Source organism: Sinomonas sp. B1-1, assembly GCF_050474465.1.
Classification (GTDB): domain Bacteria; phylum Actinomycetota; class Actinomycetes; order Actinomycetales; family Micrococcaceae; genus Sinomonas; species Sinomonas flava.
The window spans coordinates 113,494-139,633 of the sequence record NZ_JBCHVF010000004.1; the positions used below are offsets into that span (position 1 = coordinate 113,494).

The window sequence follows — 26,140 nt, forward strand, 5'->3', positions numbered from 1 at the left end:
ACGCCAGCCTAGCCGCCGGCGTCGTGCGCCCCTACCCCCTTTGGTCCCGTCCTCTTTGGTCCCGTCCTCTTTGGTCCCGTCCCGCGCGGCACCATCGGACCCCGGCTATGCGGCCGGGAACTCCTCGGTGTCCACGTCGGCCTGCCCGGCCGAGGAGTACCGGCCGCCGGACACGGTGCGCTCGTTCACGAGCTCGTCGACGCTGGCGAAGACAGCGGCGGGCAGCTCGAGCGAGCCCGCGGCGAGGTCCTCGTCGAGGTGGGCGGCGCTGCGCGTGCCGGGCAGCGCGACGACGTGCTCGCCGCGGGAGAGCACCCAGGCGATCGCGAGCTGCGCAGGCGAGCACCCGGCGTCGTGCGCGAGAGCGCCGAAGCGGTCGAGGAGGGCGAGGTTCGCCGGCCAGTGGTCCGCGTCGAACCGCGGAACCGTGCGGCGGAAGTCCCAGTCCGGGAGCGACTGCGGGTCGCGGAGCACCCCGCCGAACGCACCGCGGCCCACGGGGCTGAAGGCGACGAACGCAATGCCGAGCTCGCGGCAGGCCTCGAGGGTGCCGAGCTCGGGGTTTCGGGTCCAGGGGGAGTACTCGTTCTGCAGCGCGGCGATCGGGTGCTCGGCGTGGGCCCGGCGCAGCGTGTCCGCGCCGATCTCGGAGAGGCCGACGCCGCCGATCTTGCCTTCGCGCTCGAGCTCGCCGAGGGCGCCCACGGACTCCTCGATCGGGACGCGACGGTCCCAGCGGTGGAGGTAGTAGAGGTCGATCTTCTCGGTGCGCAGCCGGGACAGTGACGCGTCCACGTGGGCGCGGAGGGCCTCGGGCCGGCCGTCGATGACCCGGCCGCCGTCCCCGGCGAGCATGCCGCCCTTGGAGGAGAGGAAGAACTCGTCCCGCCGCGCCGAGAGGGTCTCGCCGAGGAGGGTCTCGTTCGCGGTCGCGCCGTAGATCGTGGCGGTATCGAAGTGCGTCACGCCCGAGTCGAGGGCGTGGAGGAGGAGCTTCGCGGCGTCCTCGCGCGCGGGCAGCGGGCCGTACGCGTGGTTCAGGTTCATCCAGCCGAAGCCCACGGGCCCCACGGACGTGCCGGCGATTACTCGGGGGTTCACAGTCATGGGGACGAGTCTTGCAGATCGGTGCGTCATCCCCGGACGGCTGGTCTTCTGGGCGTCAGACGCTGAATTCAAGCATGAGGGCTGGCAGCTCGTCGGCGAGTTCGCGGGCGAGGAACCCGAGCGGACCGAGCCGGCTGGCCAGCCGGTCGCCCGCGGAGGCGTGGAGGTGGGTGCCCCAGCAGGCCGCCTGCACGCTGCTGGCTCCCCGCGCTCGGAGCCCGGCGATCGCGCCGGCCAGGACGTCCCCGCTGCCGGAGGTGCCCAGGCCGCCGTAGCCCGTTGTGACCTGCCACAGCTCCGGTTCCTCCGGATCCAGCCCCGGCGGCTGGGCGATGAGGCTGTGGCAGCTGACGACCGCGTCGAACCTGCGGGAGATCTCGGCCAGGTCCTTTTCCAGGTGGTCCACGTCGCGGCCCAGCAGGACCGCCGCCTCCTTGGTGTTCGGGGTGAGGATCAGCCGGCCGCGCCAGGGGTCCAGGCGGTCCTCGAGCGGCGCGAGCGCGCCCAGGGCGTAGGCATCGAGGACGACGGCGGCCCCTCCCCGCCCGCCAGCGTCGCCACCCGGCCGGTCACCACCAGGCCGGTCGCCACCATCGGTCTCGCGTTCGAGCAGCGCGACGAGCAGCTGCGCGGCAAGGTCGGGGTCGTCCAGCCCCGGCCCCACCAGGATCGTGTCCGCACCGTCCAGGTAGGAGGAGATCCGGTCCAGCTCGGGCCTGACGGAGCCGTCCGCGGTTTCCGGCAGGCCAATCGAGCCGCACTCGGGCAGCGCCACCCCCAGCTGCGGGGCCACCGATTCGGCCACCGCCAGAGTGAGCTTGCCCGCTCCTGCGCGCAGGGCAGTCACCCCGGCAAGCAGCGCCGCGCCGGGGGTGGCCCGGGCTCCGCCGATCACCAGGACGGACCCGCGCGAGTACTTGTCGTGGCCCGGAGCCGGGAGCGGCCACTCCCGCAGGAGCGACGGCGTCACCGGGGTCGCGCCGGAGGGATCAGTGCGGCCGGGCACTGGTGTCTCCCCCGTGCTCGGTGACGGCGACTCCCTGCTCCGTCAGGTGGTCGGCCACGTTGAAGCTCTCCAGCGTCCACGGCCCGACGCCGGAGGGGCGGACGAACCGGGTCATGGAGGCGTTGAGGATGGTCTCGGTGGCCGCCAGGTCCAGCAGTTCCCTTTCGCTGAGGCCTTCCAGCACGTAGCGGAACAGCATGATCACGGCGTCATGGCACACGAGCATCACCCGGTGTCCCATGCCCAGACTGTTCAGCTCCGCAAGGACGGATCGCAGCCGCAGGGCCACGTCCGCCCAGGACTCGCCTCCCGGCGGCCGGTAGTAGAGCTTGCCCAGCCATGCCCGCCGCTCGGACTCCCCGGGGTAGCGGTTCTCCACGCCCAAGCGGGTGAGCCGGTCCAGGATGCCGAGCTCGCGGTCGCGCAGCCGCTCGTCGGTGCGGACCTGCAGCGGCCATCCCGCTGTCTCTACCGCTATCTCGGCCGTCTGGCGCGCCCGCGCGTAGGGGGAGGACACGACGGCGTCCGGGCGGAGGTCCGCGACGATCCGGCCCAAGGCCGCGCCGAGCGCCTTGGCCTGGTCCCGGCCGGTGCCCGAGAGGTCGACGTCTGCATCGCGGGCGGGGACGTCGATGACCTCCACACCGGCCTCACGCGCTTCCGTAGCCGCGACGTTGCCCTCACTCTCGCCGTGGCGGATCAGCAGCAGCTCGACCGCCCCCGCCTCCTGGACAGCCTCGGTAAGGCCGTCGTCGTGGGCCGAGTCCCTGTTGGCTGACGTCTCCTTCACGAAACCACCCCGTCCTTGCCCTGCCGGATGCCGGAACACAGCAAGGGCCTACCCAGTGGGCGGCGGAGAATAACGTAGGCGCAGGGACAGGACCCCTCATCCCGGCTGGGTTGTGGGGTCCTGTCCCTGCCTTTGCGGGGTCCTGCGCTTGTGGGGTCCTGTCCCTGGGGAGGGGCTCGCGTTCGGCGCCCACTACGCCCTGCCGCAGGACGAGCTGCTGAACCTGTTCAAGGCCAGCACCGGCGACAGCTGGGTCGCACGGAACTGGGACTCCGTCTCCGAATGGACCGCGGACACGGCCCTCACCGTGCTCCTGAAGGACCTCAAAGCCGCCCACCTCAAGGGCCTCGAGCACAACATCCGATGCCCTTCAACGCCCTGTCCTCCACCCAGCTCTTCCACTCCATGGGCAAGGAGCCAAAGGGCAAGTAGACCGCCCAGCAGGGGTCCCGCTATCTCCCCCGGCCTTCCCCCCGCAGCCGCTCCATCTCGCGGCGGTCCTTCTTGGTGGGCCGCCCGGCGCCGCGGTCGCGCTGCGGCAGGCCGAGGAACGGCACGGGCGGCCGCGCCGGGGTGTGGTCGGTGTAGCACTTGGACGCGGCCTCGGCGCCGACGCGTTTGACGATGAGCACGTGGACCTCGAGGATCCGCTCGAATCCGGGCTGCCGGAGCCGGATCGTGTCACCCGGGACGACGGTCTGGGACGCCTTGACCGGGTTCCCGTTGAGCCGTACATGTCCGGCGCGGCATGCAGCCGTCGCCGCGGAGCGGGTCTTGAACGCGCGGACGGCCCAGAGCCAGGAGTCGACCCTCACAGCTGCGGGGGGTGAGGATCTGGACGATGCAGGAGCAGGCGAAGGGGGCATGGTGCCCAGCATCTTACCGGCGTATCCTTCGTGAACATCGGGGGGATGATCAAAGGAGCTCAGACATGCCTGACAAGCAGCCTCACCAGCCCGAAACCCATAAGAAACCGTCCAAGACCATCAAGGAGCAGCGCGCGGCGAAGAAGGCCAAGAAGGCCGTCGCCCTCGACTCCGATCCGGTATCACACCTGCGCAAGCCGCGCAGCAAGTAGCACCGCGAAGACCGAACGGACGACGCCGGCCGGGAGGCCGCCGTCGTCCGCTTTCGTGTGTCTGAGGTGCTTAGCGCCCGGCCTTGAGACCGGCGCGCGCCATCGCGTCGGCGTAGGCGCGTCCCATGTCGATGAGCCACTCGGTCTGGCGCTCCTTCGACCCGGCGAACGCGCGGCCATGCAGGGCGCGGGCCTTGTAGACCTTGAGGCCACGACGCCAGATGAGCGGGTTGTCGGTCTTGAGGAGCATCTGGGCGAGGCGGTTGGCCTCAGTGCCGTGGGCGACGATCGCGGACACACGCGGCACCGCCTTGAGGAACGTCAGCAGCGGCTTGAGGCCGGCGTGCAGCTGCTCGGGGGCGAGCTTGCCGTTCGCCTCGCCGGGTGTGAACCAGGGGTATGCGTTCCACGGCATGATCCACTCCGGGCGCAGGCCGAGCTGGTACTGCAGGCCGAGGAGGCGGGTGGCCGCGGCGTCGTCGCCGGCCCAGACGTAGCCGTTCGGGCTCGCCTCTCCGGTGTTGGAGAAGAGGCTCACGATCCGGCATTCGTCCACGGAGTGCATGGGGTCGACGTACGGGACCTCGAAGCCCGGGCGGAGCTTGCGGAGGAACTCGACGTGCTGGTTCACCGGCGCGATGTGCGGGGCAAAGTTCGGATCCGGCGAGGTCACCCCTTCTGGCGCCGAAGTCACCTCCACCGACGCCGAGGTCACCCCTTCTGGCGCCGAAGTCACCTCCACCGACGCCGAGGTCACCTCCACGGGAGCCGAAGCGCGCGCGAGCTCAAGCTCTGCGGCGGCCCGAACGGCGGCCTCCTCAGCGGCCGCCGACGCGGCAAGCGCAGCCTCCGCGGCGTGCTCGGCCGCGGAGGCCTCCGCGGCGGCAGCCTTCGCGGCAGCGGCCTTGGCAACCGCATCCGTCACAGCCTTCTTCGCGGCGGCCGCCGCGGCGTCGGCGGCAGCGCGGGCCTGCTCAGCAGCGGCACGGGCCTCGGCCACAGCGGTCTGAACCACGGACGGCACCAACCGCAGAGCCACCGGCTCCACGGCAGGCGCGGCCTCACCAACAGCCGCAGCCTCCTCGACAACCCCAGCGGTCTCCCCCGCGACCTCAGCGACCACAGCGGCCGGCGCGGCACTCAGCGGCTGGTCGAGGTCGTCGTCGTCCGCCTCGCGCACCGGCGCGGCCGCCTGCGCAGCGAGGGCGGCCCGGCGCTCGGCGATCGTCGTCACGACCACCTCGGAAGCCTTCGGCGCGGACTTCGCGCTGACGGTCTTCTTGTGCGCCGCACCGGCCTTGGCGCCAGCCCCCGCAGCCGAAACCGCACTCGCCTTCGCGGTCGCCTTCTTCGGGGCGGCCGTCGGCTTGACCGGCTCGTCGTCATCCTCATCCTCGAAGATGTTCTCGAACAGGTCGTCGAAGCCGTCGTCCTCGTCCTCGTCCTCGAGCTGCGGGCTGAAGCCGAACCCCTCCTCGTACTTGGAATCCAACTCGGAGCGGAAGTCGGAGTCGAAGTCGTCGTAGTAATCGGGCTCGGCCAGTGCGGTCATGAGGGGCGGGCTCTCCTCTTCTCGGGCGCGGGCCGGCAGCGGGCACGCTGGCGCGCGACCGTTCCGGTCTGTTCAGGGGGCGGCTCGCAGCCCTGGAGCGGGCGGAGCTTTAAGAGCTTAGCAAGCCGCCGTTGCCGTTCGGTTCCCCCAACGTTCATCCGTGCCGAGAGTCACGCCGCCGATGGCCCGTCCCAGCAGGCCCCGCGCGGCACCACACCCGCGCCGTCCCGCCCACATCCCGAAGGGCTGAGCCCCGCAGAACGCGGCGTGTCGCGGCGACCCGGGCGTGTCGCGAGGGAGAAGTGGGGAGGAGCGCCCGGCACCTGCCAGCACGGCACCTCCCCGCGCGCCCGCGCCAGGCCTACGATCGCACCATGAGCGCCGTGACGATCGTCGGTCTGGTCAAGGCCTTCGGCTCCTTCCGCGCCCTCGACGGCCTGGACCTCGAGGTCCGCGAAGGCGAGGTCCTCGGCTTCCTCGGTCCCAACGGCGCCGGGAAGTCCACGACCCTCCGCGTGCTCCTCGGCCTCCTCCGCGCCGACGCCGGGCGCGTCGAACTCCTCGGCGGAGACCCGTGGCGCGACGTCGTCCGCCTGCACCGCCGCGTGGCCTACGTCCCCGGCGACGTGAGCCTGTGGCCTTCCCTCACCGGCGGCCAGGCCATCGACCTGCTCGGCAGGCTCCGCGGCGGCCTCGACGAGGCGCGGCGAGCCGACCTCATCGAGACGTTCGAGCTCGACCCGAGCAAGCGCGGCCGCACCTACTCGACCGGGAACCGGCAGAAGGTGGCGATCATCGCGGCCCTGGCCTCCCCAGCCGAGCTCCTCATCCTGGACGAGCCCACGGCCGGCCTCGACCCACTCATGGAGGCCCTGTTCCGCGAGGAGATCCGCCGCGAGAAGGTTGCGGGGCGCAGCGTCCTGCTCTCGAGCCACATCCTCTCCGAGGTCGAGGCCCTCGCCGACCGGATCAGCATCATCCGCCAGGGCAGGGTCGTCGAGACAGGGACCCTCGAGCAGATGCGCACCCACGCCCGCACCAACGTCGCCGCGACCCTCGACGACGCCTCCGGCCACGCCGCCGCACTCTCCCGCATCCCCGGCCTCGCAGACCTGCACGTCGAGGACCACCGAGTTCGCTTCAGCGTCGACTCCGACGGCCTCGGCCCCGCCATGAACGCCCTCGCCGCCCACGGCGTCCGGGCGCTCACCGTGACGCCGCCCAGCCTCGAGGACCTCTTCCTCCAGCACTACGGCGAGCGGATCCCGCCCGACGAGGGCACCCCCGGCCGGAGCCCCGCGCGCGGCGAGGAGACGCACGACGGCGCGTGGCGGCGTCGTGCGCACGGCCGGCACCGCGGGCACCCGCCGGGCGAGGGGGAGTGATGACGGCCTTCACGGGAACGTGGCGGCTGCTGCTCCTCGGCCTGCGGACCGACCGGTTCAAGCTCGCGCCGTGGATCCTGATCATCGCGTTCTTCCCCGCCACCGTGTACAACAGCTATTCCACGGTGTTCGCCACCCCGCAGGAGGCCAAGGAACTCGAGCAGACGCTGAGCACCAACCCGGCGTTCACGCTCCTCATCGGGCCCGCGCACCACCTCGACGACCCGTTCGGCTTCACGGTGTGGCGCATGCAGGTCTTCGCCATGTTCTTCACCGCCCTCATGGCCGTCTTCGCGGTGACCCGGCACGCCCGCGCCGCTGAGGACTCGGGGCAGGCGGAACTCGTCGACTCCGGGGCGGTGGGCCCGCACGCGCGGCTCGCGGCGGCGGTCCTCCTGGCCTGGCTCGCCTCGGCGGCAGTGGCCCTCATCGTCGCGGGCACCCTCGCCGCCTCCGGCGCTGCGCCGGCCGAGGCGTTTGCGCTGGGCGGCCTCATTGGGGGCATGGGGGTGGCGTTCGCCGGTGTGGCGGCCGTGACGTCGCAGATTGGCTCCTGGTCACGGACCGCCAACACCCTCGCGGCGGGCGTCCTCGTGGTCAGCTATGTCCTGCGCGGCGTCTCGGACACTCTCTCGGACAGCGAGTGGATGCTGTGGACGAACCCGATGGGCTGGGGCGAGCTCATCAGGCCCGCGAGTGAACGCAACGTGCTCCCGTTCGTTCTCCTCCTGGCAGCCGGGCTCGTGACCGCCGTGGTCGGCGGCCTGCTGTCGAGGCAGCGCGACTTCGGCGGCGGCCTCGTGGGGCAGCGGCCAGGGCCCGCGCGGTGGAGGGCTGGGATCTGGGGCCACACGGCCACGCTCAACCGCGCCCCGACGCTCATCTGGCTCGCGACCTTCGTGTTCCTCGGCTTCGTCTTCGGGCTGGTGACTGGGACCATGCGGGACTTCTACGAGCGCAACACCTTCGTCCGCCAGCTCCTCGCCGCCCGGGCCACCACCGAGGCCGACCTCACGCTCACGTTCGTCTCGATGCTGCTGCTCATGCTGGCCTTGGCCGGTGGCACCTTCGGGATCCAGATCGCTGCCCGCTTCGCCGCCGAGGAGGACGAGGGGCACGCCGACTGGCTCCTCTCGACCGGCATCTCCCGGCAGGGCCACTTCGCCCCCGCGACTGCGGTGGCACTCGTGGCACCGGCCGTGACCATGTCGATCGGCGGCGTCGTGCTCGCCGTCACCGCGGCGTCAACGGGCGCGCAGGTCGAGGTCGGCGACGTCACCCGCCAGGCCCTTGCGGCCGTGCCGGCGCTGTGGCTCACCGCCGCCGTCGGCCTCGCGTTCGTCGGTGCGTTCCCCACGCTGCGCTGGATCGCATGGCTCCTCGTCGTGTACTGGCTCGTCCTGACCCTGTTCGGACCGCTGCTGAAAGCGCCGGACTGGCTGCTGAACACGAGCCCGTTCCACGTCATCCCCCGCGTAACCGCGCCCGACGCCGAGTGGGCGCCCGTGTGGTGGATCCTCGCCATCACCGGTGCCCTGGTCGCGGTGGGCTTCGCGGGGTATCGGGCACGGAACATCAGGGGTGCGTGAACCAGGCCCCGCTCCCGGGTGGGGATAAGCCCAGATTCTGGAAGAATAGGTCCCCCAACCATCTGCGCGCGGGAATCACCCGGCATCTGGCGCAGTTGTACGTCTCAAACGCCGTCCTGAACCACCCTCCCAGGAGCACCCGTGCCTTCCGCACCCCCGAAGCATGAGATCAGCCGCGAGAACCGCCTCGTCGTCACGGTCCTCGTCATCGCCGCGTTCGTCGTCATCCTCAACGAGACGATCATGAACGTGGCCCTGCCGCGCCTCATGGCGGAGCTCAACGTGGACGCCTCGACGGTCCAGTGGCTCGCGACCGCGTTCATGCTGACCATGTCGGTGGTCATCCCCACCACAGGCTTCGTGCTGCAGCGCCTGACCACCCGCACCGTCTACCTCCTGGCAATGGGCCTCTTCAGTGCGGGCACGCTGCTCGCCGCTCTCGCCCCCGGATTCGGCGTCCTGCTCCTCGCCCGCGTCGTGCAGGCCTCGGGCACCGCGATCATGATGCCGCTGCTCATGACGAGCGTGCTGACCCTCATCCCGGTCGCGCGCCGGGGCCAGGTCATGGGGACCGTGAGCATCGTGATCTCGGTGGCGCCCGCCGTGGGACCCACCCTGTCAGGCCTCATCCTCCAGTTCTTCTCGTGGCGCTTCATGTTCCTCACGGTCCTCCCGATCGCCGTCGCGGCGCTCGTGTTCGGCGCCTCCAAGCTGCGGGGTGCCCCGGAGGGGGAGAGGCCACGCCTCGACCTCCTGTCGGTGGTCCTGAGCGTGCCCGCGTTCGGCGGAGTCGTGTACGGCCTCAGCCAGCTGGGCGGCGAAGGATCCGGCGGGCCGGGGCCGGTGCTGCCGCTCGTGGTCGGGGCCGTGGCCCTCACAGCTTTCGTCCTGCGGCAGCTTGCGCTGCAGAAGTCCGGCTCGCCGCTGTTGGACCTGCGGGCCTTCGCGTATCCGATGTACACCATCGCGACCGCACTGCTGATGGTGGGCATGATGGCGCTGTTCGGCATGGTGATCCTCCTGCCGCTGTACCTCCAGCAGCTGCGCGGGCTCGACACTCTGGCCACCGGCCTCCTGCTCCTGCCGGGCGGCCTCGTGATGGGGCTCCTGGCCCCCACGGTGGGGAAGTGGTTCGACCGCGTCGGGCCCCTGCCGCTGACGCTCACGGGGACCTCGCTCATCACGGCGGTGCTGTTCGCATTCAGCTTCCTCGCCCCCGACACCTCGGTGTGGCTCGTCCTCGGGCTGCACGTCGTGATGTCGCTGGGCCTCGCGCTCCTGTTCACGCCGACCTTCACGAGCGGCCTCAACCCGCTCCCGCGCCGCCTCTACAGCCACGGCTCCGCGATCCTGAGCACGCTCCAGCAGGTAGCCGGGGCGGCGGGGACGGCGCTCCTCGTCGCCGTGATGGCCAGCACCGCGCACTCGGCGGCCGGCACGCTTCCCCCTGCGGACGCGGCGATGGCCGGCTTCCGTGCGGCCTTCACCGTCGCCGGCGCTGCGGGTGCGGCGGCGGTGGTCCTCGCAGCCTTCCTGCGCAACCGCCCCTCGCTCGAGGACGATCACGGCGGCCCGGCAGCGGGACCGGATGCCGAGGTCCCCACCGAAACACGAGCGGAAACCACCCCGCGGGCCTGACAACCCACATTCCTGTGCCGGAATACTCCCTCTCCCGAATGCAGGAAGCGAAACATTCTGTGCATGGAATACTTCAGGGAGCCGAGAATCCCCCGTCCGCGTGGATGAGCTGCCCGTTGACCCAGCCGCCGGCGTCGCTCAGGAGGAAACCTACGACGCCGGCCACGTCGGCCGGGGTGCCGAGCCGGCCCCACGGCTGCCGCGCGGTCAGGGCGCGGCGGGTGTCTTCGTCCATCCACCCGGTGTCCACCGGTCCGGGGTTCACGGCGTTCGCGGCGATGCCAAGAGGTGCGAGTTCGCGGGCGGCGGCCAGCACGATCCTGTCGAGCGCTCCCTTGCTGGCTCCGTACGGGAGGTTGTGCACCGTGTGGTCCGAGGTCAGCGCGACGATCCGGCCCAGACCCGCGAGCCCGGGCGGGAACTGCTCCGCGAAGGCCTTCACGAGGAGCCAGGACGCCCTCGCATTGACCGCGACGTGTCTGTCGAAGGACTCCGTGCTCGTGGTCAGGATCCCCGAGTCCACGGACTCGGCGTGGCTCAGGACCATCGCGCGGACCGGCCGGCCCGCCCCCGCATCGGACAGCAGCCGGGTAGGGACGTCGGGGTCGGTCAGGTCCGCTTCGACGACTGATACGGCAGCGCCCAGCAGCTCGAGCTCCGCGGCGAGCCGGCCGGCGTCGTGCGTCTGGACGCCCCAGGGCATCCGCGCGTCGTAGGGCGAGTAGTACGACAACGCCAGGTCCCAGCCCTGGCGTGCGAGCTCGCGGGCGATGCCCGCGCCGATCCCCACGGCCCTGCCGACCCCCGTCACGAGCGCCAGCGGCCTGCCCGTCCCCTGCATCTCTGCCATCCGCCCATGCTAGGCGCCACTCTGCGCGGACCCTCCACAGACTGTGCACTTCTGGGGGAAAGTTATCCACAGGCTGTGGGAAAATCCGTGGATACCGGCCGGTCACCCCGAAGAACACCGCTGTAAGTTATCCACGCGGTGGACAAGGGTGTGGACAGAGGACCCTGTGGAGAGCTCAGCCCTCGAACCCGTCGACCACAAGGTCCTGATACTCCGGGTGCCGCTTGAGGAAGGCGCGCACATAAGGGCAGTAGGGGCGGATGCGCTGTCCCTTGGACCGCACATCGTCTAGGGCGAAGGTCACGAGGCGGCTCGCGAGCCCCAGCCCCGAGTAGCCGTCGCTGACCTCGGTGTGGTCGAACGCCACGACCGCGCCCTCCTCCTTGAGCCGGTACTGGGCAAACCCGACCGTCGCCTCGCCCACGTGCACCTCGTAGCGGTGACGCTGCTCGGCGTGGACGAAGTGGGCCGCATGACGGGCGGCGGTCGATTCCTCCGGTGTGTCCTGCACTGCGGTCATGAGATTCCTTTCTGTCTGCGCGCTGCCGGTGCGCGCGCCCGGACGCGGTCTCAGCCTCACGTGGGGAAGTGGCGGAGCCGGGAGGGGCCCCTCGCCGCCGGTGAGGCCCACGACCGGGGCGAACCGGGCGGCGTCGTCCTCGCCGACTGCCGCCGCCTCGACCCCGATCTGGGCGTTCCACGCGGATCGGTACGCGACGATCTCCTCGTGCGAGCGGCCGACGAAGTTCCACCACATTGTGATCTCCTCGCCGAAAGGCGGCCCTCCGAGGATCACCGCGCGCAGCGGCGTCTGGCCCGGGTTGCGGAGGCGCAGGCGCGCCCGCCCGGGGGAGAGGTAGGCGAGGTGGGCGGCCGCGATCTGCTCGCCCTCCACCTCGGCGTCGCCACCGTCCGGCAGGACCGCGTGCTCGAACTCGGGCTCGACCGCGAAGTCCACGGCGGCGCCGGGTTCAAGGACGAGCTCGGCGCCAAGGATCGCGCTGTACGTCAGCACCGGCGAGGCGGAGCCGTGGAGCTCGCCGAGGAAGACCCGCAGCTCGCCGAGCCGCCCCCCGTCGTCGCCCTCGAGCACGACGGCGCGCGGCACGTAGCGCTCGAAGCCCGGCGCAGCGTTCCGGAAGGGTTCGGGGAGCGCGGTCCACAGCTGCACGCCGTGCAGGACGGTGGTGGATGGGGTGGAGTACTCGGAGTGGTTGATGCCCCGTCCGGCCGTCATCAGATTGAGCTCGCCGGGCCTGACCATCGCCTGGTGCCCCGCGCTGTCCCGGTGCTCGATCTCGCCCGTGAAGAGCCAGCTGACGGTCTGCAGCCCGGTGTGGGGGTGGGGCGGAACCCGCATGCCTCCGGTCGTCGAGACGTCGTCGGGACCATAGTGGTCGAGGAAGCACCAGGCACCTACCAAGGAGCGCTGTTTCGACGGCAGCGTCCTGCGCACCGGCATCGCCCGCGGTCCGCCGAGGGGCACATCGCGCGGCTCGATCACCTCGACGCCGGGCGGCGCCGGGGACTCGGCGCACAGGGTCTCCGGGGGATCAAGTTCAAGATTGCTCATCGCCGCACCTTCATGGCCAGAGCCTACGCCGGGGCACCGACAAAGAGCAGGGGCCCTAGGCGCCGATGAAGTCCTCGAGGCGGACCACGGTGAGTCCGGCGGCGAGGTGGGCAGCGCGGAAGGCCGCCAGGTCCGCGGCAAATTCCTCGCGGAAGTGCATGAGCACGATGTCCCCGGGGCGCAGCGCATTTCCGTACTGGTAGTCCATCTTGCCGGCGTTCGCCTTCGTCTCCCAGTGGATGATCGCCTTGAGCCCGGCGTCCGCCACCGCCTTGCGCATCGTGCTCGAGTACGCTCCGCCGGGTGGCCGGAAGAGGGTCGGCGCGACGCCGTAGGTCGCGGCGATGTAGTCCTTCATCCCCTTGATCTCGCCCAGCTGGTATGCATATGCCTTGGTGCTCATAGACGTGTCGTGGCTGAGGGTGTGGTCCTGGATGCGGTCGCCGGTCTTCTGGAAGTCCGTGAAGAACCCGGGGTTGTCGCCCATGGCCGACTTCGCGAGGAACAGCGTGGCCGGGTAGTCGTACTGGGTGAGCAGTGCCAAGGACTCGGGATGCTTCACGGCGCCGTCGTCGATCGTGAGGAAGACGACAGGCTGGCTCGTCGCCACTCGCGTAATGACGGGGGCGAGCCCGCCTTGGACCGGCGGGATCGTGTAGTCGGAGACAAAGCGCGGCCGTGTGGGGGTCGGGGTGGGAGTGGGCGGCGGTGCAGGAGAGTCCGAGGGGGCGCCCGTAGGGCCGCCGGCCGAGGGATCACTCCCCCCGGAGTCTCCGTCGGACAACGCCGCCGGGGCGATGTCATCGCAGCCGGCGGCCGCAGCGCCGATCATTCCGGCCAGCCCCGCGAGGAGTGCCCTCCGACTGACGCGCGGTGCGTCCACCGCTGCCTCCTTCTCCACGCCGCCCAGCGGCGGCTCTGTGCTGATCATAGGTCAGTGCCCGGGCTTTCCTCCGCCAACCCATGCCTCGCTCTTCCCACAGCGTTGTCCACTTTCCAACAGGGTTTATGCCCAGAGTTGTCCACAGCTGGGGAAAACGGCGGCTGGCGGACGGCGTACGCTCCGGCATCCCCGCCGCTGCAGCGTCGAGGCCCGTGAACTACAGGAATGTAAGTTACGCACACTGTGGATAAGTCCTGTGGATTGACGCTTGACCGCTGAGGGATATGAGGCGTAACGTCGAATTATTCAACTAGAAGGTTGATCAACGGTTAAGTTGACTACGACGTTGATGACACCGCATCCTCCGTCCCCCTTCCGGGAAGGGACGGACGGCAGACCGGAGGAACGCCATGGCTTCGTCGACTCCCGCTTCCGCGGACCTGGAGACTGCAGCCGCGGTCGAGGACCGGCTCAACCGCGCCTTCGCGGCACTCTCCGACCCGCTGCGGCGGAAGCTCGTGACACGGCTCGCCCACGGCGACGCGACCGTGAACGAACTGGCCGAGCCGTTCACCGTGACCCTCCAGGCCGTGTCCAAGCACCTCAAGGTGCTCGAGGACGCCGGCCTCATCTCCCGCAGGCGCGACGCCCAGCGCCGCCCCTGCCATCTGGAACCCAGCGCATTCGGCCCCCTCGCCCTGTGGATCGAGGCGTACCGGGATCGGACCGAGGAGAAGTACCGCCGCCTCGACGCCCTCCTGGCCGCCGAGGAAGGAAACCAGCCATGAGCACCACCACCAACACCACCGACATCCGGGCCGACGCAGGCTCGCCCTACATCGACATCGTCCGGGAGTTCGACGCACCGCGGGAACGCGTTTTCCGCGCCCACTGCGATCCGGAGCTCTTCGCCCAATGGATCGGTCCCGACCGGCTCGAGACCGTCGTCGAGCACATGGAGGCGCGCACCGGAGGCTCCTACCGCTTCGTCCAGCGGGACCCGTCCGGCGGGGAGTATGCCTTCCGCGGTTCCTTCCACGAGGTCGTCGAACCCAGCCGCGTCGTCATGACGTTCGAGTTCGAGGGTGCACCCGGACACGTCGAGATGGACACGAGCACGTTCACGGACCTCCCGGGAGGCCGCTGCCGGCTGGAGATCCACTCGACCTACGAGTCCGTGGAGGACCGCGACGCGATGCTCGCCGCCGGGATGGAGGGCGGCGTGACCGAAGGCTACGCCAAGCTCGACGCCCTGTTGTCTGACGGCGCACTCTGAACCGACCCCATCCCGGGTCCCGCTCTGTCCACACCCGTCCACAGGGTCGGGGGCAAAGTTGTCCCCAGCATGGGGACGGCCGTCCGCGGACAGGCGCCCCAACACCCGGGATGCGTGCCCCACCCCCGTCCTGCCGGGGATACGGGCGAGTAACTACAGTCCTGTAAGTTGTGCACAATGTGGAAAACCCCTGTGGATAGGTCCACAGGGGTTCTCCTTCAGCCCCTTCCGGGGCTGCGCACTTCTACGCAGCTACACCGCCCGGCCCGAGGTCGAGGGCCGTCACCCGCACCACGGTGACGACGGCAAGCGCGACGGCGATCACCACCATCCCGCCCACCTGCACCGGGGTGCGGAGACGGCCGCGCGGTGCATAGGCGATGGCCGCCGTGGCGAGGGCGCCAGTGACGAGGCCGCCGAGATGCGCCTGCCAGGCGATCTGCGGGATGACGAACCCAAGGACCGCGTTGATGGCGATGAGGACGAGGAGCTGGCGCGAATCGCCTCCCCGCTGGCGCATCACCACGAACAGGGCACCGAAGAGGCCGAACACCGCTCCCGAGGCGCCGACCACTCCGCCGAGTCCCGGCGGCGTGAGCAGGAAGTACCCGACTGAGCCGCCGACGGCGGAGAGCAGGTACACCGCGAGGAAGCGGACGCGCCCGAGCACCGGCTCGAGCGCCTGCCCGAAGATCCACAGCGTGTACATGTTCACCACGATGTGGAGCACGAACGACTGCGCGTGCAGGAAGGCGCTCGTGAGCATCCGGTAGGGCTCGATCCCCGTCAGGAGGGTCGCGTAGGCGAAGTTCTGGTAGACGGCGTCGTTCGGGATGACCCACTGCAGCACGTAGACGAGGGCGCACGCCGCGATGAGCGCGAACGTGACCACCGGGCGGCCGCCCGGCCGGGCGGTGCCGCCGTAGACGGTCCGCGTCGAGGACTGCGCGCTGAGCTCGCGGACGCAGTCGACGCACTGGAAGCCCACGGCGGCCGGGCGCTGGCACTCGGGGCACGCCGGCCGGCCGCACCGCTGGCAGCTCACATAGGAGACGCGGTCAGGGTGGCGGGGGCAGACCGGGACGGCCTCCGGCCCGGCCGCCGGGCTTCCATAGCTCACAGTTCGTCTGTCCAGTGCTTGTCAGTGCAGGGGCGTGCGGCTCTAGAGCTGCTCGACGTCGATCGACGAGATGACGACGTCCTCGACCGGACGGTCCTGCATCCCAGTGCGCACGCCCTCGATCTTGTCGACGACCTTCTTGGACGCGTCGTCCGCGACCTCGCCGAAGATGGTGTGCTTGCCGTGGAGCCAGCTCGTGTCCACCGTGGTGATGAAGAACTGGGAGCCGTTGGTGCCCTTGCCGCCCTGGATGCCGGCGTTGGCCATGGCGAGCTTGTAGGGCTCCTTGAAAGTCAGCTCGGGGTGGATCTCGTCGTCGAAGCGGTAGCCGGGGCCGCCGATGCCCTTGCCCAGGGGATCGCCGCCCTGGATCATGAAGTCCTTGATGATGCGGTGGAAGATGGTGCCGTTGTAGAGGGGCGTGCCGGTCTTGTCCTCGCCTGTCTCGGGGTGCGTCCACGCCTGCTCGCCGGTGGCGAGGCCCACGAAGTTCTTGACGGTCTTCGGCGCGTGGTTGCCGAAGAGGTTGACCACGATGTCGCCGTGGTTCGTGTGGATGGTTGCCTTGGCAGTTGCGATAGCGCTCATGGCCCACATTCTTCCACGGGGCACGTGGGCGTTTCCGGGGAGTCTTCAGGTTCCGCGCTCGGTGAAATCGGGTAACTGTACGGTGTCGCCGGGCGCGGGACCATAGCCCGCGCGCCTGACGTCAACGTAGGCTGGCGTTGGTTCCAGCACATTCCGGAGGTAGCCGTGAAGAAATCAGTCGAGAAGAGCCTGAACAGTACGGAAGCGATCGCCCGCGATGTGGTGCGGGACATCGAGCAGAACGTGACCGCCGGCATCGAGACCGCCAAGGACTGGGCGCAGCCTCGGGTCGACGCAGCCGTCCAGTGGGCCGTCCCCCGGATCCAGGAGGGTCTTGACTCCGCGTCGCCGAAGATCCAGGAGGGCCTGAAGTCGGCGGCCCACAACCTCGCCGAAGGGGTCGCGACCGTCACTCCGAGGATCCAGGAGGGCCTGTCCCAGCTCGCCCCCCGCATCACCGATGCGGTGGACAGCGCAGCTCCCCGCCTCCATGGCGCCGTCGACAAGGCCGCGCCCGCCATCAAGGGCGCCGCGGACCAGTACCTGCCCAAGATCTCGGAGGGCATCGCGCACGCCGCCGAGTCGGTGAACCGAGGGCTCGCCGTCGCGCCGTCCCGCGTCGACGCCGTTGCCCAGCGCCTCGCCGAGTCCGGCGTCGTCCGTCAGGCGGACGCCGCCGCGAAGGAGGCGGTCGTCGCCGCACAGAAGGCCGCGCACCGGGCGTCGGAGCAGCTCGTCCAGCCAAAGAAGAAGAAGGGCCGGGGCCTGCTCATCTTCGGCGTCGTCGCAGCCGCGGTGGCCGCCGGCGTCGCGGCGTGGAAGGCGGCCAAGCCGGTCGAGGACCCGTGGAAGACCCCGGTTCCGGTCCAGCCCGCGGGGGGCGCGGCGTCGTCCGCGAGCACCTCCTCGGCGAGCACTCCCGCTCCGGTCCCGGCCAGCGGCACCTCCACGGGCGCTGGCACCTCCACGGGCGCCGTGGGGGCCACGGCTGTCGCCGGTGCCGGCACCCCGACCGAGACGATCCCCGCCTCGGAGGCGTCGCTGACCGAGAACGCCCCGCTGTCCGAGACGGTCGCTGCCCAGGAAGCCGCCGACACCACGGCGTCCACCGCGGCAGAGGCCGAGGCCGAGGCAGCGTTCGACGCCGGCCAGGCCGCGGTGCTCGAGGAGGCGCCGGAGCAGGCTGCCGACTCCGAGCGGGCCGACGCCGAGACCGCTGCTGCGGACACCGGCTCCGACTCCCTCGGCGAGGGCAAGCACGTCGCCGAGGACCCGTCCTCTGCCATGCGCTCGGTCCACGAGGCCGCCCAGCGCGAAAACGGCAAGGGCGGCTCCGCGTCCTGACCCGGCAGGCCGCTCTCCGGGAGCGGCCGCCACCGCCCGGAGCGGGCCCCGTCATTTTGACGGGGCCCGCTCCACTGCCCGGGCGCTTTGCTAGATTTGTGGATGATGCCTCCCCAACCCGCCGCCTCCCCGACGACGACCCCGGCACCGCCGAGCGTGTCGATCGTCATTCCGGCGTACAACGAGGAGAGCGTGATCCGGCAGTGCGTCACGGCCGCGATCTACCAGTCGGTCCCGGCGCACGAGATCATCGTCGTGGACAACCTGTCGAAGGACACGACGGCGCAGATCGTCCGCCAGCTCGCGCAGGAGTACCCGGAATCGCCCATCCGCCTCCTGACGCAGGACAGGGAACAGGGCCTCATCCCCACCCGGAACTTCGGCCTTGATAGCGCGACCGGGGACGTCCTGGGACGGATCGACGCCGATTCCCTCCTCGAGCCTGACTGGGTCGAGGAGGTCCAGCGCGCCTTCATGGACCCGGAGGTCCAGGCCGCGACCGGCCCGGTGATCTACTACGACATGCCGATGCGCCGCTTCGGGCTCAAGGCCGACGACAAGGTCCGCCAGCTCCTGCTCAAGCTCTCGCGCCACGAGTACCACTTCCTCTTCGGCTCCAACATGGCGATCCGCCGCACGGCGTGGGAGACCATCCGCGGCTCGACCTGCCGCGACGAGAAGGACGAGATGCACGAGGACATCGACCTGTCCCTGCATCTGGCCGAGCACGGCCTGAAGATCCAGTACTGGCCCGAGATGGTCTCGGGCATGTCCGCGAGGCGGCTCGAGGACTCGCCCAAGGACTACCGCTACTACGTCCAGCGCTTCGACCGCACCTACAAGGCGCACAACATCAAGAAGATCGCCCTCCGGGCCCCGATGGCCGTGATCTTCTCGGTGTACTATCCCGCCAAACTGCTCCGCGCGATCCATTCGGCCAACCAGCCTCCGGTCAAGCGGGGCGGCATCTAGCCCGAGGACGGCGCAGGGAGGCAGCGATGGCGGCCGGGCAGCAGAGCGAGGCGGAGCACCACGCGCTCGCGCTGTGGGCCGCCGAGTGCGCCGAGCGCGTGCTGCCGCTCTTCGAGCGGGAGAGGCACGACGATGACCGGCCGCGCCGCGCGGTCGAGGCAGCCCGGGCGTGGCTCAGGGGGGAGATCGAGGTCGCCCAGGCGCGCGCCGCCGCCATGGCCGCGCACGACGCCGCGCAGGCGGCCCAGTCGGCCGCAGCCCGTTCCGCCGCCCGGGCGGCCGAGCATGCCGCTGCGACGGCACACGTCGCGACCCATGCGAAGAAGGCCGCCTCCTACGCCGACCGGGCCGAGCGGGAGGGCGCCGGCGCCGGCTGAGCGCACTCGAAACCCACGCCGGTTGAGCGCAGTCCAAACCCACGCCGGTTGAGCGAAGTCGAAACCCACGCCGGTTGAGCGCAGTCGACGCCGGTTGAGCGCAGTCGAAACCCCCGCCGGTTGAGCGCAGTCGAAACCCCCGCCGGTTGAGCGCAGTCGAAACCCACGCCGGTTGAGCGCAGTCGAAACCCCGGCCGCCTCAGTCCGCGCCGAGCTCCGCCTGCGCACGGGCCTCGCGCCGCGTGCGGCGCTGTCCGAGAACCACGACCGCGAGTCCGGCGAGGATGAGCCCGAGGCCGGCGTAGATCCCGGCGGGGAGCACCTCGCCGAGGAACGCGGCAGCGAGCAGGGCCGCCCCGGGGATCTCGAGCAGGATGAACATCGACACCACTAGGGGGCTCAGCGTCGCCACGAGGTAGTTGAACGCGGTATGGCCCACGAGCTGCGCCGCGACGGTGATCGCGAGGATCCCAGCCCAGCCCGCAGGCTCGAAGCCGGTGAGCCGCTGCCCGGTGGCCAGCGCCATGACGGCGACGAGGGCGGCGCAGATTCCGTAGCACAGGGCTGTGTAGGTTCCCGTGCCCATCGTCTGGCGGGCCTTGCCACCGGCCATGGTGTAGAGGCCGGCGAGGATTCCGCCGGCGAGGGCGAGGACGTCGCCGAGGAGCGCCTGCGGGGAGGAGCCGAGGTCCAGGCCCGTGATCGCAACAACGCCCGTGAACGCGAGCCCCAGTCCCACGAGCACAGGCGTGGGGAGCCGGCGCCCGCGCAGGAGCCCGAACACGGCGATCCAGCCGGACTGGAGGCACACGAGCGCGGTCGAGGCCGCGACGGAGGTGAGGGTGAGGGAGCCGATGAAGCACACGAAGTGAAACGCGAGCGCGACCCCGGCCACCGCCGACCAGAGGTACTCGCGCTTCCCGAGGCGGCCGAACTGCCGCGGGCTCCGCACGGCGACCGGCGCCGCCATGACCACGGCGGCGATCGCGTTGCGCCAGAACGCGATCGCGAGGGCCGTCACGGACGTCCCGGCGAGCGTCGCCGCGATGAGCGGCCCGGACGCGGAGACGCCCAGGACGCCGAGCACGACGACAAGGGGGATCACCCGCCCACTCTAGTACCGCCGTCGTGCGCCAGTGCGCCCGTCCCCGCTACCGCTGCGCCAGTACCGCCGCAGGCCCCGGCTGTGGTTCTCTGGTGCCGTGGGCTCCATGGGTTCCTCCCGGCTGAAGGCGCGGCGCGGACGCGTCGGGCTCCTCGTAGTGCTCGCGGTCCTGCTCGCCACAGTGCTGGTCGCCGGGTGGCTCGTCGCGGGGCGTGCCTCGTCGACGCCGTACGCGGGTCCGCCCCTGTACCCGGCACCGCAGCACATCTCGGGCGACGGCGCGGCGCTGGACTTCTCCGGGAAGGTCACCCTCGTCATGGACGAGAGCACGGACGGGGCGGCGCGGGCGGCCCTCGACACGCTCGTGAGGGAGGTCGCCCGGGAGGTCGCCACGACGTCATCCGCGCCGCAGGGCGACGCGTCGGCGGCGGGCACGGTCGTGTACCTCGGCACCCAGCACAGCGGCGGCGGTCCGCTCGAGGATGCCCTCCGGGGGGTGCGGTCCGCAGCCGACGACGGCAGCCGCACGGCCGCGCTGGGCCGTCCGGAGGGCTATGTGCTCGCCACTGGGGCGGTCTCGGGGCGGCCCACGGCGGTCTTGGCCGGCGCAGACCCCCGGGGCACCTTCTACGCTGTCCAGTCGCTGCGCCGCCTCCTGGACGGCGGGCGGCTCGCCGCGGTGAGCGTCGCCGACTGGCCCCTCATGGGGACGCGCGGGGTGATCGAGGGCTTCTACGGCTTCCCCTGGTCGACCGAGGCCCGCTCGGCCGTGCTCGACGCAATGGCGCGGTCGAAGATGAACACGTTCGTCTACTCGCCCAAGGACGACCCGTACCTGCGCGCCCGCTGGCGCGATCAGTACCCGGACGACGCCATCGGGGAGATCCGCGACCTCGTCGCGGCGGGCCAGCGCAACCACATCGACGTGGCCTATGCTCTCTCCCCGGGCCTCGACATCTGCTATTCCCGCGCCTCGGACCTCGACACCGCGGCCGCCAAGATCGCGTCGGTCCACGCCCTCGGGATCCGCCAGTTCGTGATCCCGTTGGATGACATCGGCGGCGGCCTGACCTGCCCGGAGGACCGCAGCCGGTTCACCGCGGGTGGCTCGGCGGGGCTCGCACAGGCCCAGGCCTGGTTCCTCAACCGTCTGCGCGACCGGCTCGAGGCCGACCTGCCCGACCTCGCCCCGCTCCAGATGGTGCCGACCGAGTACAGCGGCGCCGAGACGAGCCGGTACAAGTCGCGGCTCGGCCGGGACCTCGACGCGCGCATCATCGTGCAGTGGACGGGCGAGGAGATCGTCTCGCACAGGATCACCTCGGCCTCGGCCGGCGCGGCGCGCAGCACCTATGGGGCGCCCGGGAAGCCCCGGAGCATCCTGGTGTGGGACAACTTCCCGGTCAACGACTTCGCCCAGGACCGACTGTTCCTGAGCGCCGTCGAGGAGCGGGACGGCGACCTCTACAAGAGCCTCGTGGGCATGGTCTCGAACCCGATGATCCAGCCGTACGCGTCCCTGCCGGGCATCGCGACCTACGCGGACATGACCTGGAACGGGCCAGCCTATGACCCGGGCGCCTCCCTCGACGCCGCCCTTGCCGATCTCGCGGGCGGGGACGCAGACGCCCTCGCCGCCCTCCGGGCCTTCACCGACCTGAACCAGAACTGGCAGCTCGACTACCACCCGCACCCCGCCCCGGCGCTGTCCCAGGACGTGGACGCGTTCTGGTCCGCCTACCGCTCCGGGCGCACGACGCCGGCCGGACTGGCCGAGCGCGCCCGCCTCCTCGAGCGCGTGCCCGAGCTCCTGACGCACCTCCACCAGCCCGGGTACGCCACCGATGTCGCGGCGTGGTCCGCCGCCGCGGCGCACTACGGGACGGCGATCGCCAGCGCGGTGCGCATGCTGGGGGCGGTGCACGACGGCGACGCTGACGCTGCCGACGCCGCCCGGTCCGCCACGCTCGCGGCGCGGGATGCCGCCGTCGTGCGGGCCCAGCCGACCCTGGACCGCGGCACCGTCGTCGCGGTGACGGGGGACGGCGTCGTCCAGCAGTTCATCGACGAGGCACTGAAGGAGTACGCGAAGGCGTTCGGCCGGTGAGCCCTTTTCCATGGGCCGCGGGAGCGGCGCGGGGACGGAAATGCGGAAGGACCCGGCACCGTGGGTGCCGGGTCCTTCCGCATGGGTGGAGGCAAGGGGACTCGAACCCCTAACCCCCTGCTTGCAAAGCAGGTGCGCTACCAATTGCGCCATGCCCCCGCTGCCCGCGGACGGTGCTACTCGACCGTGTCGGTCGAACCGCTCCAGATGTCCTTCTGGGCTTCGGACTCCTTCGCCTTCCGATACAGGAAAGCGCCCGCAAGAGCGGCGATCACGAGTGCGATCATTCTCTTCACGGGCACCTCCGATGCCGGTAAGCAGGGTCCGTGGGCGTACCAGGACTTGAACCTGGGACCTCTTCGTTATCAGCGAAGCGCTCTAACCGCCTGAGCTATACGCCCCTGTGGCCCTCGGGCCGAGACATGACTCTACAGCACATCCCAGCCCGCGGCCAAATCGCCGTCGCCGGCGCGGGCGGGTCTCAGTCGTCGGTGAGGGTCACGCCGATGCCGCCCACGAGCGTCGCCGAGATGTTGTACAGAACGGCAGTGAGCATCGCGAGCGCGGTGAGGAGCACGACGTTAACGACGGCGATGATGGTCGCGAACGAGGCCACCTGCCCGAGGGAGGCGACCTTCTTGAGGTCGAACCCGCCGCTCTCCGCGCCGGCGACCTCGCCGAGCAGTCCGTTGATCTTGTCGAAGATCCCGGTGACGTCGAGGATCGTCCACAGGACGATCGACGCGACGACGGTGACGATGCCGAGCGCGACCGAGAGCAGGAAGGCCATCTTGAGCACGGACCACGTGTCGACCTTGCTCACGATCAGCCGGGCACGCCGCTGCTTCGCCTTGGGCGCGGGACGGACGAGCGTGGGCTGGCCGGGGCGCTGGTTCGGGCGCGGGCCCGTGGGACGCTGCTGGGCGGCGGTCGCCGTGAGCGGCCGCTCGGCCGGACGCTGGGGGGCGTTCGACGGCGGCACCGAGGGCCGCTGGGGCGGGCGCGACGGGGGTGCCGCCTGCGGGTAGCCGCCGCTGGACGACGGCGCATTCTCGGGCGTGCTCACTCGTTACCTCCCGGATTCTGGTCCTGGTCTCCAGCCAACGTTACGGCATCCGCCTGCCCCGGGGCATCGCCGGACTGCCTGCTGGACTCCTCGGCGGGCGCCTCTGCGGACTCCTCACCGGCCTGGCCGTCAGCGGCTTCCTCGCCGGGCTCCTCGCCGGCCTGGCCGTCAGCGGCTTCCTCGCCGGGCTCCTCGCCGAGGGCCCGCTCGCTGTTCCTGGCCACCGCGATGATGCGGTCGCCCTTGTCCGGCTTGGCGAAGATGACGCCCATCGTGTCGCGCCCCTTGGCGGGGACGCCGGTGACGGCGGAGCGGACCACCTTGCCGCCCTCCATGACCACGAGCGCCTCGTCCTCCTCCTGGACGATGAGGGCGCCGACGAGATGCCCGCGCTCCTCCTGGTACTTGCCGACCTTGATGCCCAGGCCGCCGCGGCCCTGCACCCGGTACTCCTCGACCGAGGTCCGCTTGGCGTAGCCGCCCTCGGTCACGATGAAGACGAAGGACCCGTCGGTCACGACGTCGGCGGTGAGGAGCTCGTCGTCGTCACGGAACTTCATGCCGGTCACGCCGCTCGTCGCACGGCCCATGGGGCGCAGCGCGTCGTCGTCGGCCGTGAACCGCAGTGACTGGCCGTGCCGGGAGACGAGCATGAGGTCGTCCGTCTCGCTCACGAGCTGGGCGGAGACCACCTCGTCGCCGTCGCGCAGGTTGATCGCGATGACGCCGGCAGAGCGGTTCGTGTCGTAGTCCTCGAGGCGGGTCTTCTTCACGAGGCCGCCCTTGGTCGCCAGGACCAGGTAGGGGGCCTGCTGGTAGTCGCGGAGGTCCAGGACCTGGGCGATCCGCTCGTCGGGCTGGAACGCGAGCAGGTTCGCCACGTGCTGGCCCTTCGCGTCGCGCCCGCCCTCCGCGAGCTCGTACGCCTTGGCCCTGTACACGCGCCCGAGGTTCGTGAAGAAGAGCAGCCAGTGGTGCGTGGTCGTGACGAAGAAGTGCTCGACGACGTCGTCCCCGCGCAGCTGCGCGCCGCGCACGCCCTTGCCGCCGCGGATCTGCTGGCGGTACTGGTCGCTGCGGGTGCGCTTGACGTAGCCGCCGCGGGTGATGGTGACGACCATCTCCTCCTCGGGGATGAGGTCTTCGACGCTCATGTCCCCGTCGAATCCGGCCACGATGCGGGTGCGGCGGTCGTCGCCGTACTTCTCGACGATCCCGGTGAGCTCCTCCGAGATGATCTGCCGCTGGCGCGCCGGATCCGCGAGGATCGCGTTGTACTCGGCGATGAGGGCCTCGAGCTCGTTGTGCTCGTCGACGATCTTCTGGCGCTCGAGGGCCGCGAGCCGGCGCAGCTGCATGTCGAGGATGGCCTGCGCCTGGATGTCGTCGATCTCGAGGAGGGACTTGAGGCCTTCGCGGGCCTCGTCCACGGTGGGGGACCGGCGGATGAGGGCGATGACCTCGTCGAGCATGTCGAGGGCCTTCAGGAGGGCACGCAGGATGTGCATGCGCTCCTCGGCCTTGCGCAGCCGGAACCGGGTGCGCCGGACGATCACGTCGATCTGGTGGGTGACCCAGTGCCGCACGAAGGCGTCGAGCGAGAGGGTACGGGGCACGCCGTCGACGATCGCGAGCATGTTCGCGGCGAAGTTGTCCTGAAGCTGGGTGTGCTTGTACAGGTTGTTGAGCACGACCTTGGCCACGGCGTCGCGCTTGAGCACGATCACGAGGCGCTGGCCGGTCCGGCCCGAGGTCTCGTCGCGGAGGTCGGCGATGCCGCCGATCTTGCCGTCCTTGACGAGCTCGGCGATCTTCATCGCGAGGTTGTCCGGGTTCGCCATGTACGGCAGCTCGGTGACCACGAGGCACGTGCGGCCCTGGATCTCCTCGACGTTGACCACGGCCCGCATGGTGATGGAGCCGCGGCCCGTGCGGTACGCCTCCTCGATGCCCCTGCGGCCCAGGATCGTCGCGCCGGTGGGGAAGTCGGGGCCCTTGACGCGCACCAGGAGGGCTTCGAGGAGCTCCTCCCGGGTGGCCTCTGGGTTCTCGAGGTACCACTGGACGCCGTCGGCCACCTCGCGCAGGTTGTGCGGCGGGATGTTGGTGGCCATGCCGACCGCGATGCCGGAGGAGCCGTTGACGAGCAGGTTCGGGAACCGCGCCGGCAGGACCGTGGGCTCCTGGTTCTTGCCGTCGTAGTTGTCCTGGAAGTCGACGGTCTCCTCGTCGATGTCCCGGACCATCTCCATGGCCAGCGGGGCCATCTTGGTCTCGGTGTAGCGGGGGGCGGCGGCGCCGTCGTTGCCGGGGGAGCCGAAGTTCCCCTGGCCGAGGGCCAGCGGGTACCGCATGACCCAGTCCTGGATGAGGCGGACGAGGGCGTCGTAGATCGCCATGTCGCCGTGGGGGTGGTACGTGCCCATGACGTCGCCGACCACGCGCGCGCACTTGTTGAACGCGCGGTCGGGGCGGTAGCCGCCGTCGAACATCGCGTACAGGACGCGGCGGTGCACGGGCTTGAGCCCGTCGCGGACGTCCGGCAGGGCGCGGCCCACGATGACAGCCATCGCGTAGTCCAGGTAGGACCGCTGCATCTCGGTCTGCAGGTCGACCTGCTCGACACGGTCCACCAAGACGCCTTCGACGGGGGAGCCGCCGACCTCGGTGCCGTCGCCGGAGCCGGGGTTCTCGGGAGTCTCGTCGCTCACAGATTCTCTCCTCTAGTTGCTCT

Annotated in this window: 24 protein-coding genes and 2 tRNA genes; 10 read left to right on the forward strand and 16 right to left on the reverse strand. The window is 70.7% G+C overall.

The features are described 5' to 3' along the window. Positions 1 to 105: 105 nt before the first annotated feature. From ACQ5BE_RS09110 to ACQ5BE_RS09125, 4 genes are all read right to left on the reverse strand, one after another. The gene (locus ACQ5BE_RS09110) at positions 106 to 1,107 is read right to left on the reverse strand and encodes an aldo/keto reductase (RefSeq protein WP_430296721.1); all 1,002 of its coding nucleotides are present in this window, start codon (positions 1,105 to 1,107) and stop codon (positions 106 to 108) included. 55 nt (positions 1,108 to 1,162) lie between these two features. Continuing rightward, on the reverse strand, positions 1,163 to 2,113 hold the full coding sequence (locus tag ACQ5BE_RS09115; protein ID WP_430296722.1) for an ADP-dependent NAD(P)H-hydrate dehydratase: 951 nt from the start codon (positions 2,111 to 2,113) through the stop codon (positions 1,163 to 1,165). Continuing rightward, a complete protein-coding gene (locus tag ACQ5BE_RS09120) occupies positions 2,097 to 2,903 on the reverse strand; it encodes a histidine phosphatase family protein (protein ID WP_430296723.1) in 807 nt (268 codons plus the stop codon). Before ACQ5BE_RS09120 ends, ACQ5BE_RS09115 begins: the two co-directional genes overlap by 17 nt. Positions 2,904 to 3,355: 452 nt before the next feature. Then, positions 3,356 to 3,769 carry an RNA-binding S4 domain-containing protein gene (locus ACQ5BE_RS09125; RefSeq protein WP_430296724.1) on the reverse strand — a complete coding sequence of 138 codons (414 nt, stop codon included), beginning with the start codon at positions 3,767 to 3,769 and terminating at the stop codon, positions 3,356 to 3,358. Between the two features lie 65 nt (positions 3,770 to 3,834). Here ACQ5BE_RS09125 and ACQ5BE_RS09130 point away from each other — a divergent pair, with 65 nt between their 5' ends. Further along, positions 3,835 to 3,981 (forward strand): hypothetical protein, encoded by a 147-nt coding sequence (locus tag ACQ5BE_RS09130; RefSeq protein WP_208711029.1) that lies wholly within the window; start codon positions 3,835 to 3,837, stop codon positions 3,979 to 3,981. 70 nt (positions 3,982 to 4,051) lie between these two features. Here the strand turns inward: ACQ5BE_RS09130 and ACQ5BE_RS09135 are convergent, their stop codons facing one another. Further along, on the reverse strand, positions 4,052 to 4,546 hold the full coding sequence (locus tag ACQ5BE_RS09135) for a uracil-DNA glycosylase (RefSeq protein WP_430296801.1): 495 nt from the start codon (positions 4,544 to 4,546) through the stop codon (positions 4,052 to 4,054). A 1,361-nt stretch (positions 4,547 to 5,907) separates the two neighbouring features. Between ACQ5BE_RS09135 and ACQ5BE_RS09140 the strand changes: the two genes are divergently transcribed. The 3 genes from ACQ5BE_RS09140 (at position 5,908) to ACQ5BE_RS09150 (ending at position 10,145) form a co-directional block, all read left to right on the forward strand. After that, positions 5,908 to 6,918: an ATP-binding cassette domain-containing protein gene (locus tag ACQ5BE_RS09140; RefSeq protein ID WP_430296725.1), complete on the forward strand. Its 1,011-nt coding sequence runs from the start codon at positions 5,908 to 5,910 to the stop codon at positions 6,916 to 6,918. Next, a complete protein-coding gene (locus tag ACQ5BE_RS09145) occupies positions 6,918 to 8,507 on the forward strand; it encodes an ABC transporter permease (RefSeq protein WP_430296726.1) in 1,590 nt (529 codons plus the stop codon). Before ACQ5BE_RS09140 ends, ACQ5BE_RS09145 begins: the two co-directional genes overlap by 1 nt. A 141-nt stretch (positions 8,508 to 8,648) precedes the next feature. Then, the gene (locus ACQ5BE_RS09150; protein WP_430296727.1) at positions 8,649 to 10,145 is read left to right on the forward strand and encodes an MDR family MFS transporter; all 1,497 of its coding nucleotides are present in this window, start codon (positions 8,649 to 8,651) and stop codon (positions 10,143 to 10,145) included. Positions 10,146 to 10,218: 73 nt separating this feature from the next. On the opposite strand, the gene ACQ5BE_RS09155 is transcribed toward ACQ5BE_RS09150, so the two are convergent. The 3 genes from ACQ5BE_RS09155 to ACQ5BE_RS09165 all read right to left on the reverse strand — a co-directional run bounded on the left by ACQ5BE_RS09155 (position 10,219) and on the right by ACQ5BE_RS09165 (position 13,451). Continuing rightward, complete coding sequence (locus ACQ5BE_RS09155) at positions 10,219 to 10,995, reverse strand: SDR family oxidoreductase (protein WP_430296728.1); 777 nt, start codon at positions 10,993 to 10,995, stop codon at positions 10,219 to 10,221. 175 nt (positions 10,996 to 11,170) lie between these two features. Continuing rightward, complete coding sequence (locus ACQ5BE_RS09160; protein ID WP_430296729.1) at positions 11,171 to 12,568, reverse strand: bifunctional pirin family protein/GNAT family N-acetyltransferase; 1,398 nt, start codon at positions 12,566 to 12,568, stop codon at positions 11,171 to 11,173. A 55-nt stretch (positions 12,569 to 12,623) separates the two neighbouring features. Beyond that, on the reverse strand, positions 12,624 to 13,451 hold the full coding sequence (locus tag ACQ5BE_RS09165) for a polysaccharide deacetylase family protein (protein ID WP_430296730.1): 828 nt from the start codon (positions 13,449 to 13,451) through the stop codon (positions 12,624 to 12,626). 410 nt (positions 13,452 to 13,861) lie between these two features. On the opposite strand from ACQ5BE_RS09165, the gene ACQ5BE_RS09170 reads away from it, so the two are divergent. Further along, the gene (locus ACQ5BE_RS09170) at positions 13,862 to 14,239 is read left to right on the forward strand and encodes an ArsR/SmtB family transcription factor (RefSeq protein ID WP_430296731.1); all 378 of its coding nucleotides are present in this window, start codon (positions 13,862 to 13,864) and stop codon (positions 14,237 to 14,239) included. Beyond that, positions 14,236 to 14,727, forward strand: coding sequence for an SRPBCC family protein (locus tag ACQ5BE_RS09175; RefSeq protein ID WP_430296732.1), 492 nt, complete (start codon positions 14,236 to 14,238; stop codon positions 14,725 to 14,727). The genes ACQ5BE_RS09170 and ACQ5BE_RS09175 overlap by 4 nt, the downstream gene beginning before the upstream one ends. A 244-nt stretch (positions 14,728 to 14,971) precedes the next feature. Here ACQ5BE_RS09175 and ACQ5BE_RS09180 read toward each other — a convergent pair whose 3' ends face one another. Together ACQ5BE_RS09180 and ACQ5BE_RS09185 are read right to left on the reverse strand one after the other, a co-directional pair. Further along, positions 14,972 to 15,847, reverse strand: a complete 876-nt coding sequence (locus ACQ5BE_RS09180; protein WP_430296733.1) for a rhomboid family intramembrane serine protease — start codon at positions 15,845 to 15,847, stop codon at positions 14,972 to 14,974. A gap of 42 nt (positions 15,848 to 15,889) precedes the next feature. Continuing rightward, entirely contained in the window at positions 15,890 to 16,435 is a 546-nt protein-coding gene (locus ACQ5BE_RS09185; RefSeq protein WP_430296734.1) for a peptidylprolyl isomerase, read from the reverse strand. Between the two features lie 165 nt (positions 16,436 to 16,600). Here ACQ5BE_RS09185 and ACQ5BE_RS09190 point away from each other — a divergent pair, with 165 nt between their 5' ends. The 3 genes from ACQ5BE_RS09190 to ACQ5BE_RS09200 all read left to right on the forward strand — a co-directional run bounded on the left by ACQ5BE_RS09190 (position 16,601) and on the right by ACQ5BE_RS09200 (position 19,128). Continuing rightward, complete coding sequence (locus ACQ5BE_RS09190; RefSeq protein ID WP_430296735.1) at positions 16,601 to 17,779, forward strand: hypothetical protein; 1,179 nt, start codon at positions 16,601 to 16,603, stop codon at positions 17,777 to 17,779. A 105-nt stretch (positions 17,780 to 17,884) separates the two neighbouring features. Beyond that, complete coding sequence (locus ACQ5BE_RS09195; RefSeq protein WP_430296736.1) at positions 17,885 to 18,751, forward strand: glycosyltransferase; 867 nt, start codon at positions 17,885 to 17,887, stop codon at positions 18,749 to 18,751. Between the two features lie 26 nt (positions 18,752 to 18,777). Next, a complete protein-coding gene (locus ACQ5BE_RS09200) occupies positions 18,778 to 19,128 on the forward strand; it encodes a putative immunity protein (RefSeq protein WP_430296737.1) in 351 nt (116 codons plus the stop codon). Between the two features lie 199 nt (positions 19,129 to 19,327). On the opposite strand, the gene ACQ5BE_RS09205 is transcribed toward ACQ5BE_RS09200, so the two are convergent. Next, positions 19,328 to 20,233 carry a DMT family transporter gene (locus ACQ5BE_RS09205; protein ID WP_430296738.1) on the reverse strand — a complete coding sequence of 302 codons (906 nt, stop codon included), beginning with the start codon at positions 20,231 to 20,233 and terminating at the stop codon, positions 19,328 to 19,330. 106 nt (positions 20,234 to 20,339) lie between these two features. Here ACQ5BE_RS09205 and ACQ5BE_RS09210 point away from each other — a divergent pair, with 106 nt between their 5' ends. Continuing rightward, complete coding sequence (locus tag ACQ5BE_RS09210) at positions 20,340 to 22,340, forward strand: beta-N-acetylhexosaminidase family protein (RefSeq protein WP_430296802.1); 2,001 nt, start codon at positions 20,340 to 20,342, stop codon at positions 22,338 to 22,340. An 86-nt stretch (positions 22,341 to 22,426) separates the two neighbouring features. Here the strand turns inward: ACQ5BE_RS09210 and ACQ5BE_RS09215 are convergent. The 5 genes from ACQ5BE_RS09215 to gyrA form a co-directional block, all read right to left on the reverse strand. Next, positions 22,427 to 22,499, reverse strand: a tRNA-Ala gene (locus ACQ5BE_RS09215). 17 nt (positions 22,500 to 22,516) lie between these two features. Beyond that, entirely contained in the window at positions 22,517 to 22,627 is a 111-nt protein-coding gene (locus ACQ5BE_RS09220) for a DLW-39 family protein (RefSeq protein WP_344300207.1), read from the reverse strand. Positions 22,628 to 22,667: 40 nt separating this feature from the next. Beyond that, positions 22,668 to 22,741: transfer RNA gene (locus tag ACQ5BE_RS09225), tRNA-Ile, on the reverse strand. A gap of 80 nt (positions 22,742 to 22,821) precedes the next feature. Continuing rightward, the gene (locus ACQ5BE_RS09230; protein ID WP_344300121.1) at positions 22,822 to 23,406 is read right to left on the reverse strand and encodes a DUF3566 domain-containing protein; all 585 of its coding nucleotides are present in this window, start codon (positions 23,404 to 23,406) and stop codon (positions 22,822 to 22,824) included. After that, positions 23,403 to 26,117, reverse strand: a complete 2,715-nt coding sequence (gene gyrA, locus ACQ5BE_RS09235) for a DNA gyrase subunit A (RefSeq protein WP_430296739.1) — start codon at positions 26,115 to 26,117, stop codon at positions 23,403 to 23,405. Before gyrA ends, ACQ5BE_RS09230 begins: the two co-directional genes overlap by 4 nt. Between the last annotated feature and the right edge of the window lie 23 nt (positions 26,118 to 26,140).

Bases quoted from the DNA above. Each gene is read 5' to 3' on its own strand.
- ACQ5BE_RS09145 (WP_430296726.1), top strand. From the start codon at position 6,918: ATGACGGCCTTCACGGGAACGTGGCGGCTGCTGCTCCTCGGCCTGCGG.
- ACQ5BE_RS09110 (WP_430296721.1), bottom strand. From the start codon at position 1,107: ATGACTGTGAACCCCCGAGTAATCGCCGGCACGTCCGTGGGGCCCGTG.
- ACQ5BE_RS09210 (WP_430296802.1), top strand. From the start codon at position 20,340: ATGGGTTCCTCCCGGCTGAAGGCGCGGCGCGGACGCGTCGGGCTCCTC.
- ACQ5BE_RS09135 (WP_430296801.1), bottom strand. From the start codon at position 4,546: ATGCACTCCGTGGACGAATGCCGGATCGTGAGCCTCTTCTCCAACACC.
- ACQ5BE_RS09200 (WP_430296737.1), top strand. From the start codon at position 18,778: ATGGCGGCCGGGCAGCAGAGCGAGGCGGAGCACCACGCGCTCGCGCTG.
- ACQ5BE_RS09155 (WP_430296728.1), bottom strand. From the start codon at position 10,995: ATGGCAGAGATGCAGGGGACGGGCAGGCCGCTGGCGCTCGTGACGGGG.
- ACQ5BE_RS09220 (WP_344300207.1), bottom strand. From the start codon at position 22,627: ATGATCGCACTCGTGATCGCCGCTCTTGCGGGCGCTTTCCTGTATCGG.
- ACQ5BE_RS09170 (WP_430296731.1), top strand. From the start codon at position 13,862: ATGGCTTCGTCGACTCCCGCTTCCGCGGACCTGGAGACTGCAGCCGCG.
- ACQ5BE_RS09195 (WP_430296736.1), top strand. From the start codon at position 17,885: ATGCCTCCCCAACCCGCCGCCTCCCCGACGACGACCCCGGCACCGCCG.
- ACQ5BE_RS09160 (WP_430296729.1), bottom strand. From the start codon at position 12,568: ATGAGCAATCTTGAACTTGATCCCCCGGAGACCCTGTGCGCCGAGTCC.
- ACQ5BE_RS09125 (WP_430296724.1), bottom strand. From the start codon at position 3,769: ATGCCCCCTTCGCCTGCTCCTGCATCGTCCAGATCCTCACCCCCCGCA.
- ACQ5BE_RS09130 (WP_208711029.1), top strand. From the start codon at position 3,835: ATGCCTGACAAGCAGCCTCACCAGCCCGAAACCCATAAGAAACCGTCC.
- ACQ5BE_RS09175 (WP_430296732.1), top strand. From the start codon at position 14,236: ATGAGCACCACCACCAACACCACCGACATCCGGGCCGACGCAGGCTCG.
- ACQ5BE_RS09185 (WP_430296734.1), bottom strand. From the start codon at position 16,435: ATGAGCGCTATCGCAACTGCCAAGGCAACCATCCACACGAACCACGGC.
- ACQ5BE_RS09140 (WP_430296725.1), top strand. From the start codon at position 5,908: ATGAGCGCCGTGACGATCGTCGGTCTGGTCAAGGCCTTCGGCTCCTTC.